Source organism: Pseudomonas sp. P7758, assembly GCF_013386485.1.
Taxonomy (GTDB): domain Bacteria; phylum Pseudomonadota; class Gammaproteobacteria; order Pseudomonadales; family Pseudomonadaceae; genus Aquipseudomonas.
Genome location: NZ_JACARS010000120.1, coordinates 1 through 9018 on the forward strand (window position 1 = coordinate 1; position 9018 = coordinate 9018).

Genomic DNA, 9018 nt, shown 5'->3' on the forward strand with positions numbered 1-9018 from the left:
GGCCCACACCGGCCCAGAGGTTGGCCGAAACCTCCAGCTCCCGCGCCCCACGCCCACGGCCTTTCATCAACTCGGTCTGGCGACTCTGCCCCACCGATTCATACTTGGCCATCTGCCGCTGCGCCTGGTCAATGGCGTCCTTGGGTATCTCCTCCAACAGCCGCTCCACATGCGCCCAGGCCGCCTCGTCAGTGCGATCGGCAAAGATGTGCAAGCGCAACCCAAAGCGCAACGTCCGCCCCTGCATCGCGGCCAACTCACGCATCCGCAGCACCCGCTCGGCAATCATCGCCGGCGGCTCACACCACATCAGGTACGTCTGCCCATGGGCAGCCCCCACCTGCTCGGCAGCCTCGGAGGCGCCCCCAAAATAGATCGCCGGCACCTCGGCCCCAGGCGCCACCGGCGAGTTGATCCCACTGCGGTAGTAGCGCCCCGGATGCGCCGCCTGCTTGCCAGCCCACACCGCCTGGAACACCTGCAAAAACTCCGCAGTACGGGCATAACGCTCATCGTGTTCGAGAAAGTCCCCCAACGAACGCTGCTCAAAACGGCTGGACCCCGTCACCACATGCAACGCCAGGCGATTCTCGCTGAGCAATTGCAAGGTCGCCGCACGGTGGGCGGTATAGGCCGGCAGCTCCATGCCTGGTCGCAACGTCAGGAGGAATTTAAGCCGTCGCACCTCCTGGGCCAGCACCGCGGTAATCAGCCACGGATCCTCGAAACCGCTGGCGGTGGGCACCATGATCCCGTCGAACCCGGCCTGTTCGGTAGCCCGCACGATCTGGCGCAGGTAATCGAGGGTGGGGGCACGTTCGCCTTGCTGGAACAGCCCGACCTTGGGCAGGCCGCTGCTGGTGAGGTGGCGGCCGTCGCCATTGGTGGGCAGGAACCAGTCGAGCTGGATCGGGGGGCGAACCTCAGTGTTCATGGTGCAGGCGCTCCTTGCGCAGGCCGTGTTGAAAAAGCAGCGGCAGGATCTGTTCACCAAAGCGCAGCACTTCGCCGACCGCCGGGCCGCCTTGCAGGATGATGTGGCCAAGGCCCAGGCCGTGCAGTTCCTGCAGGCGCGTGGCGATTTGGCGGGGCGTGCCCACCAGGATCAACGGTTGGCCAGGGTGCAGTTGCAGCAGGTTCGGGTGGATCTCCCACTGGCGCAACGGGTGACGGTCGCGGGGCACGGTGGCGATGCGGTGGTTGGGCAGGTCCTGGGTCGGCAGCAGGGCGGCGGCGGTTTCCCAGGCCAGGTCCTCGCTGTCGCCGATGACCAGGCCGAAGGTACAGGCAAAGGCCAGGCCCGGCTGAAGCTGGCGCCAGCGTTGTATTTCCTGGGCCAGCCACTGCGGATGCCCAGGCCGCAACAGGCAGACCTGGGCGTGGCCGGCCACCAGCGCGTGGCTTTGGCTGTCGTCCAGCACCAGTGGCGGCGCGGGCAGTTCGCGGCGGGCGACGCCGGCGTTTTCCAGTTGGAAATAGCGGCCTTGATAATCCAGGCCGCCGTCATTCGGTGCCAGCAGTTGTTGGAGAATCTCCAGGTATTCGCCGATGCGTTCGCTGCGCTGGTCGCGGTTCAGCCATTCGCCAAACGCACTGCGCAGGCTGCCTTGTTCGCCGTCGGGCAAGTGCAGGCGCACCCGGTGGCTGCTGATCGATTGCAGGCTTTGCAGGGTGGTGGCCAGGGCCGCCGGCAGCATGACTTCCGGCGGTACGCTCACCGACAATTGCACCCGTCGGGTGTGGGCGCACAACGCCGCCGCCACCCCGAGGCTGTCGGCACACAGCGCGCCGCCGGGGATCCACAGGCCGTCGATGCCGGCGTATTCCACCGCCTGGGCCAGCTGGATCCACTGCCCCGGCCGCGCCGCCCAGTCGGGGGTACAGAGGGGCATCAACCAACTGAATTCAAGGGGCATACACGGGCTCCATAGTTTGGCATCAGCATCACGCGTCGTCGTAGCAGCTGTCGAGCCCCGGCGAGGCTGCGTTCGCGGTGTATCTGGCACACCGCTACGCAGCCTCGTTTCACTCGACAGCTGCTACGGGAGCTGACGCTTTCAGGGCGTTTGATCATCCTACTCTCGTCCTCGCCATCCGAGGGCCGGGGCGATGTCCCGGGCGATGATTTCCAGGCGCTTGAGGATCTGCGCCTGGGTCGAGCTTTCGGCCTGGACCACGGCGATCACGTAGTCAGCATAGGGCAGCAGGGACGGGTCCTGTTGCAGGCTGGCGATCACTTCGTCGGGATGGCCGTGGTGCACGTTCATCAGGCGCAGGTGCTCCTGCAGGTCCACGGCTTGATCAATCAGGCCTTCGCGTTGCAGGCGCGGGATGTGGCGCTCGATATCCACCGCCAGTTCCGCTTGGGCACTGGCGCGATCCGCTGCCGGGAAAATTGCCCGCACCACGCCGATTCTCGGTGGGCGATCGGTGCGGGTCCAGGCATTCAAGTAGGCATCGGCCAGGGGTTTTTGCACCGTCAGCGGATCGTGGGTGGCGGTGCCCAGCAGCAAGCCGTTGCCCTGGCTGGCGGTGTATGCCGCGCCTTCGAGGCTGCCGTGGGAGTGCCACAAGCGGCTGCTCAAGCCGGTTGCTGGCGGTTGCAGGGTCAGCGCGCTGTGGGGCATCAATGGCTCGCCGTCGAGTAACTGCTGGACCTGCTGCTGGTGTTCGCTGAAATCGACCTGGCGTTGCACGGCATCACGGCCAAACGCGCTGAAATTGTCGAGGTTGGCGCCGCCGCTGCCCAGGCCCAATTGCACCCGGCCGCCGCTCAGGGCATCGAGCACACTGGCGTCTTCCGCCAGGCGGATCGGGTCTTCGAAAGGCAGCACGATAACCCCGGTGCCCAGTTCGATATGCCGGGTTCGCTCGGCCACCGCCGCCAGCAATACCAGCGGCGACGGCAGCCGGCCGAAGCCGTTGCTCAGGTGGTGCTGGGCAATCCAGCCACCGTCGAAACCGAGGGCCTCGGCGACTTCGAATTGTTCGATCAGGTCGCGGTAGACCTGCTGTGGATCGTCGCCAAAGGCGTGGCTGAGAAAGCCCAGTTTGAAGCTCATGTGAGGGTTCCTTGGGGCAGTGTCGGTTGCCAGCCCAGGGCCGGGGCGATCTGTTCGCGGATGATTTCCAGCGCGCGGATCGCCTCCCGCAGCGGGGTGCTGGCGGTCTGTACTTGCAGCACCAGGTGGTCGTTGGCCGTCAGGCTCGGGCCTTGCTGCAACTGCTCGATGATCTGCTCGACCGGGCCGTGCAGGATGCCGAGGCGCCTGAGGGTGGCGTCGAAATCATCATCCACCGGCGCCTTGTACACGCCGATGCTCTGTTGGCGTTGCACGTAGGCCTGGATATCGTTGCGCGTGGCGGCGTCCGGGTTCGGGATCAGCGCCTGTACCCGGGTGACACGGGGCGGGGTGCCGTTGTCACCGGTCCAGGCGTTGCGGTAGCGGTTGACCAGTTCTACCCCGGCTTCGGGCGGCAGGTGCGGGTTGGGCGCCATGATCAGGCCGTGGCCGCGCTCGGCCACCCGTTCCACCCGTGAGGTGGCTTCCCAGATTCGCTGCCCAAGGCCGGCTGCCCGTGGCAACAGGCGCGAGCCGCTGTCGGTCAGGGGGGCGTTGCCCAGGGCATGGATCAACTGTTGCAGGTGCTGCTCATAATCGCGGTGGCGCGCCTCAGGCTCACGACCGAATGCGGTGAACGTGTCGGGATCAAAACCCGCACCCAGGCCCAGCTCCAGCCGGCCATTGCTCAACAGGTCCAGCACCGAGGCGTCTTCCGCCAGGCGCAGCGGCGCTTCCTGGGGCAACACGATAATCCCGGTGCCCAGGCTGATCCGCCGGGTGCGCTGGGCGATGGCGGCAAGCAATACCAGGGGCGAGGGCAGGCGGCCGTTTTCGCTGGCGAAGTGGTGCTGCGCCACCCAGCCACTGTCAAAGCCCAGCTCTTCGGCGACCTTGAACAACTCCACGGTGTCGCGGTAGACCTTGGGCTCGAAGCCGGGGCTGTAGACGCGGCTGAGAAACCCCAGGGAAAAACGCGAACTCATGGCTGCACCTCGCGGGCCAGTTGTTTTTGCAGGGCGGGGCCGGCGTTGATCGACTCCGGCAGGCCGCTGAACGGGCTGATGGTCAAGTAACCCTTGTTGAGCCATACCGCCTCATCCTGCTTCTGCTGCTCGGCGGTGGCGGCGGGGCTGTACTGGAAGCCGATGCCGGGTTTGCCCGGCAGTTTGAATTGCTTGAGGTCGTCGGTGTACACCGCTTCAAAACCCACGTAGCTGCCGATGCGGGTGAGTTTCACGCCCTTGATCCGTGGGTCTTTTGGCAGGTTGATATTCAGGCCCAGGCCCTTGGGCAAGAGCGCGCCGTCGGGCTGGCGATGCTGGTCCAGGGCATTGACCAGCTTCGCCACCAGTTGCGCCGCGCGTTGTGGGCCTGCCTCCTTCAAATCGGTGCTGACTGCCAGCGCCGGAATGCCCGCCTGCACCGCGACACTGGCGACGTTGAACGTGCCGGAAGCGCTGTTGATCGCCCCCAGGTTATTCCCGGGGTTGGGGCCGACGATCACCAGGTCGGGGTGGGGCATGACTTTTTTCAGGCCCATCAGCAGGGCCATTACCGGCGTACCGCTGATTTCGATCTGCACGTCTTTGCCGGCGCATTCGGGGCTTTGGCATACGCCGTTTTCAGTGGTGCTGATGTAGTAACTGTCGGGGTAGGCCGGGTCGTCGTCATGGCCAACGGTGACTTCGCGACCAAAGAAAAACGCACCGCCCCGTGCGCTCTGGTCGGCCTGCGGTGCGGCAATCCGCACCGTATGCCCCTGGGCCTTGAGCTCGGTGTACAGGGCGCGAATATTGGGGTGCTGATAACCGTCGTCGTTGCTCAGCAAAATGTTCAGGGCAAAGGCCTTCGAGACGAACAGGCTGCCGACTGCCAGCATCCATGCGCTGCGCTTCATGGTGTGACTCCCCGGGTAAAGCGATTGGCCGGGCGCGGCAGGCCGAGGTTTTCCCGCAGGGTGGTGCCTTCGTATTCAGTGCGGAACAGCCCGCGTTGCTGCAGCAGTGGGATTACCTGCTCGACGAACAGGTCGATGCCACCCGGGAAGTACGGGAAGAACACGTTAAACCCGTCACAGGCACGGGCTTCGAACCACTGCTCGAAGAACTCGGCAATGTCTTCGGCGGTGCCGATTACCGGGTTGCCGGCGGTCAGGTGCAGGTACAGCTGGCGGATGCTCAGGTTCTGGCTGCGGGCCAGTTCCAGCAGTTTGTCGCGACGGCTGCCGCGCTGGCCTACCGGGGTTTCCGGCAGCGGGCCGTCGAGGTCGTAGCCCGACAGGTCGATGTCATCGCCCAGGGTGTCGGCCAGGAAGCGCAGGCCCAGCACCGGGTCCACCAGGGCCTGGAACTCTTCGAACAGCGCCTGGGCCTGTTCGCGGGTTTCGCCGATAAACGGGGTGACACCGGGCAGGATCTTGATGTGGTCGGGGTCACGGCCAAAGGCGGCGGCGCGTTGCTTGATGTCTTGATAGAAAGCCTGGGCGCCGGCCAGGTCATGGTTGACCGCAAAAATCAGCTCGGCAACGCGGGCGGCGAGGGCCTTGCCGGGTTCCGACGCACCGGCCTGTACCAGCACCGGATGGCCCTGTGGAGGGCGGGCGACGTTGAGTGGGCCACGTACGGAAAAATGTTCGCCGCGATGATTCAGGGTGTGCAGTTTGGCCGGGTCGAAATACTCCCCGCTGGCCTTGTCGCGGGTGAAGGCGTCGTCGTCCCAGCTGTCCCACAGGCCCTTGACCACGTCGTGGAATTCTTCGGCGCGCTGGTAGCGGTCGCCATGGTCGATATGGGTTTCGCGGCCGAAGTTCCAGGCCTCATCCGAGACCACCGAGGTCACCAGGTTCCAGGCGGCGCGCCCCTTGGACAGATGATCGAGGGAGGCGAACTTGCGGGCGATGTGGTACGGCTCGTTGTAGCTGGTGGTGGCGGTGGCGATCAGGCCGATGTTGCTGGTGACGGCTGCCAAAGCGGCCATCAGGGTCAAGGGTTCGAAGTGTTCGGCGCGGGCAGTGCGGCTGAGGGCGTCATGATGATGGCCCCACAGGGCGACCACGTCGGCGACGAACAAGGCGTCGAATTTGCCGCGCTCGGCGGTTTGCGCGATGTGTTTGAAGTGCTCGAAATCCAGGCTGGCATCCGCCTGGGCCAGGGGATGGCGCCAGGCTGATACATGGTGGCCGCTGTTGGCCAGGAAGGCCCCCAGCTTGAGTTGATCGGTACGTCGGGTCATGGACAGGCTCCCGCAAAAGGTCAGGCGCAGGGCCGGCGAACCGGCCCCGCGGGCTGGGTCAGAAGGCGTACGTCACGCCGGTGTACCAATAGCCACCGGTGGTGCCGTAAGGCGAAAAGGTACCGTACGGGAAGCCGCCGGAACTGCTTACCAGGTCGGTGCGTTTCGGGTACTTGTTGAACAGGTTGTTGGCCCCCGCATTCAGGGTCACGGCCTTGGTCAGGTGGTAGTCGATGTTCAGGTCGGTGATCCAGGTCGGCGCGAAGTTGCGGTCGTAGATCTCGGCGGTGCCGTACTCGGTGTAGGAGCCGTAGCGGGTCAGGTTGAGGCTGGTTTCAACCTTGTCGTAGGTCCAGGTGGTGCCCAGCAGCAGCTTGGATTGCGGCAAGCCGTACTTGAGGTTGCCCTGGCGCTGGCGGTCATAGCCACCGTCCGGGCCGAGGGCCTGGGCGGCCACGGTCGAGGCGTGGATCGAGTCGATCTGGGTGGTGTTCCAGTTGAAGCCGGCGCTGTATTTCAGGCTGCCATAGGCACCGATGTCCTGGCGGTAGTCGCCCACCAGGTCGACGCCGCGGGTGGTGGTGTCGAGGGCGTTGGTGAAGTAGGTCACCGCCTGGTTCGGGTTGAGCCCGGCGGCGGCGAGGATCGCGCTGATTTGCGGCGTGCCGCCCAGGTAACCGGTCTGGGCGATGCGGTCCTTGATCACGATCTGGTAGGCATCCAGGGTGATGTTGGTGTTGTCAGTGGGTTGCAGGGTCAGCCCGATGCTGTAGTTGGTCGACTTTTCAGGCTTGAGGGTGGTCGCGCCCAGGGCCTTGGCCACATCGGAGTTCACCGCCACGTTGCGGTAGTCGAACAGTTGCCCGTTGACGCTGGTTTGCGAGGTGGAGCTGTAGATCTGCTGGGCCAGGGACGGTGCGCGGAACCCGGTGCTGACGGTGCCGCGCAAGGCCAGGATCGGGGTCAGCTGGTAGCGGGTGGAGAACTTGCCGTTGGTGGTGGTGCCCGAGCCGTCGTTGTAGTGCTCGTAGCGCCCGGCCAGGTCCACGTGCCATTTGTCGGTGAGGTCCTGGCCGATCTCGCCGTAGCCCGCGAGGCTGATGCGGCTTTTTTCGGCGGCGTCGGCCGGGGTGGTACCGGCACCGGAAATGGTCCCGGGTGGAATGATCGCGCCGTTGGCACCGGTGTCGAACGGCCCGCTGGCGTAGGAGGCGAGGTCACCCTTGCCGATCTTGTAGTCTTCGTAGCGCTGTTCCAGGCCCCAGGAAATCTGCGTCGGCTTGTACAGGCCGAGGTCGAAGGCGCGGGTCAGGTCGAGGTTGTTGGTCCACTGGCTGAAGGTTTTTACGCCGGTGTCGACCGAGGTCGGTGAATTCGGGCCGTAGCTCAGGTTGTAGGTGTCGGTGAGGGTGGCCCGGGCATGGTCCTGGCCGTAGGTGCTCGACAGGTCATAGTCCCAGCCGGCGGCCTGGCCCTTGCCGCCAAACGCCACCTGGAAGTCGTCTTCGATGAAGCGCAGGTTGTCTTCGATACCTTCCGGGTACGGGGTCTGGATGCCGTTGAACGACGGCGGCTGGTGGAATGCCAGGGGCTTTTCCGAGTTGCGGTGGGTGTAGGTCGAGAACGAGTACAGGGTCAGCGCGTCGGCGACCGGCAGCTCGGCGTTGTAGCCGAGGCTGAAGTTCTTCGCCTCGGGCAAGCCGGTGCCGTAGTAGGTGTGGCGTTGGCTGGTGTTGCCGGCACTGTCGGTGTACGGCGCCGCATCGGAACGGTCCGAGACGTCCTGTTTCTTCACGTCCAGGGCGAGGTTGATGAAACCGTCGTTGGGCAGGGCCAGGCCGACATTGCCGGTTTGACGCACGGTTTCGCCATCGCCGTTTTCATAGTTCTGGCCGTAGGTGGTGGACAAGCTGCCGCCGTGGTCGGTTTGCTTGAGCACGATGTTGATCACGCCGCCGATGGCGTCCGACCCGTATTGCGCCGAGGCGCCGTCACGCAGGACTTCGATGTGATCCACCAGGGCGGTGGGGATCATGTCCAGGTCCACCGGTTGCGAGCCGGAGTTGAGGGAGGTGGCGTTGTTCAGCAGCGCGCTGTTGTGGCGGCGCTTGCCGTTGACCAGCACCAGCACCTGGTCGCCGTTCAAGCCGCGCAGGCTGATGGGGCGCACGATCGAGGTCGAACCGAAGCCCGACGAGGCCGGCTGGTTGAGGGACGGCAGCACCTTGCTCAAGGCACGGGTCAGGTCGCCCTGGCCGGTGGCGAGCAACTGCTTGGAAGAAATCACGTCTACCGGCGCCGGGCTGTCGGCCAGGGTGCGGGCCTGGCCACGGTTGCCGATGACCACGACGGTGTCCAGGGGGTTGTCGCTGGCCGGGGCGTCGGCGGCGAGGGTCAGGTTGCTGTAGCTGACGGCCTCGCACACGGCGAGGAACAACAGGGTATGGGCGAAAGCCTTGCCGGGTTGGCGGCGGCCTGCGGCGCGTGATGGATTCATGATGTGCAACACTCCAGTGTGGTTAGGCAACGGGCCTTGTTCGAGGACGGCTTGTTAAGTTCAAGCTCTGGTGGAGGCAGGAGAGCAAAGGCTGTGCCATCGCTGAAAAGTCTTGGATAACAAGGAGTTGTTGGAGGGTTTGCGGGGCGGGTGGTGTTTTTCTAACAGGCGGGAGGGCAGGGTGTTGGTTTTTGTGCAGGGGATTTTTTCGCGAAGCTGCTAGCG

General features: G+C 65.0%; 7 protein-coding genes. All 7 read right to left on the reverse strand.

Annotation, left to right across the window (positions count from 1 at the left end; translation table 11 throughout):
• Positions 1–934: LLM class flavin-dependent oxidoreductase (locus tag HX873_RS23855; protein WP_177123305.1), on the reverse strand; the 934-nt coding region annotated here is incomplete at its 3' end.
• Complete coding sequence (locus HX873_RS23860; RefSeq protein WP_087695234.1) at positions 924–1916, reverse strand: LLM class flavin-dependent oxidoreductase; 993 nt, start codon at positions 1914–1916, stop codon at positions 924–926. The genes HX873_RS23855 and HX873_RS23860, both read right to left, overlap by 11 nt.
• Before the next feature lie 159 nt (positions 1917–2075).
• A complete protein-coding gene (locus HX873_RS23865) occupies positions 2076–3062 on the reverse strand; it encodes an LLM class flavin-dependent oxidoreductase (RefSeq protein WP_177123306.1) in 987 nt (328 codons plus the stop codon).
• Positions 3059–4048 carry an LLM class flavin-dependent oxidoreductase gene (locus tag HX873_RS23870; protein ID WP_087695236.1) on the reverse strand — a complete coding sequence of 330 codons (990 nt, stop codon included), beginning with the start codon at positions 4046–4048 and terminating at the stop codon, positions 3059–3061. Before HX873_RS23870 ends, HX873_RS23865 begins: the two co-directional genes overlap by 4 nt.
• The gene (locus HX873_RS23875) at positions 4045–4962 is read right to left on the reverse strand and encodes a 5'/3'-nucleotidase SurE (RefSeq protein WP_102368660.1); all 918 of its coding nucleotides are present in this window, start codon (positions 4960–4962) and stop codon (positions 4045–4047) included. Before HX873_RS23875 ends, HX873_RS23870 begins: the two co-directional genes overlap by 4 nt.
• Positions 4959–6296, reverse strand: a complete 1338-nt coding sequence (locus tag HX873_RS23880) for an LLM class flavin-dependent oxidoreductase (protein WP_177123307.1) — start codon at positions 6294–6296, stop codon at positions 4959–4961. Before HX873_RS23880 ends, HX873_RS23875 begins: the two co-directional genes overlap by 4 nt.
• A gap of 58 nt (positions 6297–6354) precedes the next feature.
• Positions 6355–8793 carry a TonB-dependent siderophore receptor gene (locus tag HX873_RS23885; protein ID WP_177123308.1) on the reverse strand — a complete coding sequence of 813 codons (2439 nt, stop codon included), beginning with the start codon at positions 8791–8793 and terminating at the stop codon, positions 6355–6357.
• Positions 8794–9018: the final 225 nt, after the last annotated feature.

What these genes read in the sequence shown, in the direction of transcription:
- HX873_RS23875 (WP_102368660.1), bottom strand. Translation starts at nt 4,962, where the DNA reads ATGAAGCGCAGCGCATGGATGCTGGCAGTCGGCAGCCTGTTCGTCTCG.
- HX873_RS23885 (WP_177123308.1), bottom strand. Translation starts at nt 8,793, where the DNA reads ATGAATCCATCACGCGCCGCAGGCCGCCGCCAACCCGGCAAGGCTTTC.
- HX873_RS23880 (WP_177123307.1), bottom strand. Translation starts at nt 6,296, where the DNA reads ATGACCCGACGTACCGATCAACTCAAGCTGGGGGCCTTCCTGGCCAAC.
- HX873_RS23865 (WP_177123306.1), bottom strand. Translation starts at nt 3,062, where the DNA reads ATGAGCTTCAAACTGGGCTTTCTCAGCCACGCCTTTGGCGACGATCCA.
- HX873_RS23860 (WP_087695234.1), bottom strand. Translation starts at nt 1,916, where the DNA reads ATGCCCCTTGAATTCAGTTGGTTGATGCCCCTCTGTACCCCCGACTGG.
- HX873_RS23870 (WP_087695236.1), bottom strand. Translation starts at nt 4,048, where the DNA reads ATGAGTTCGCGTTTTTCCCTGGGGTTTCTCAGCCGCGTCTACAGCCCC.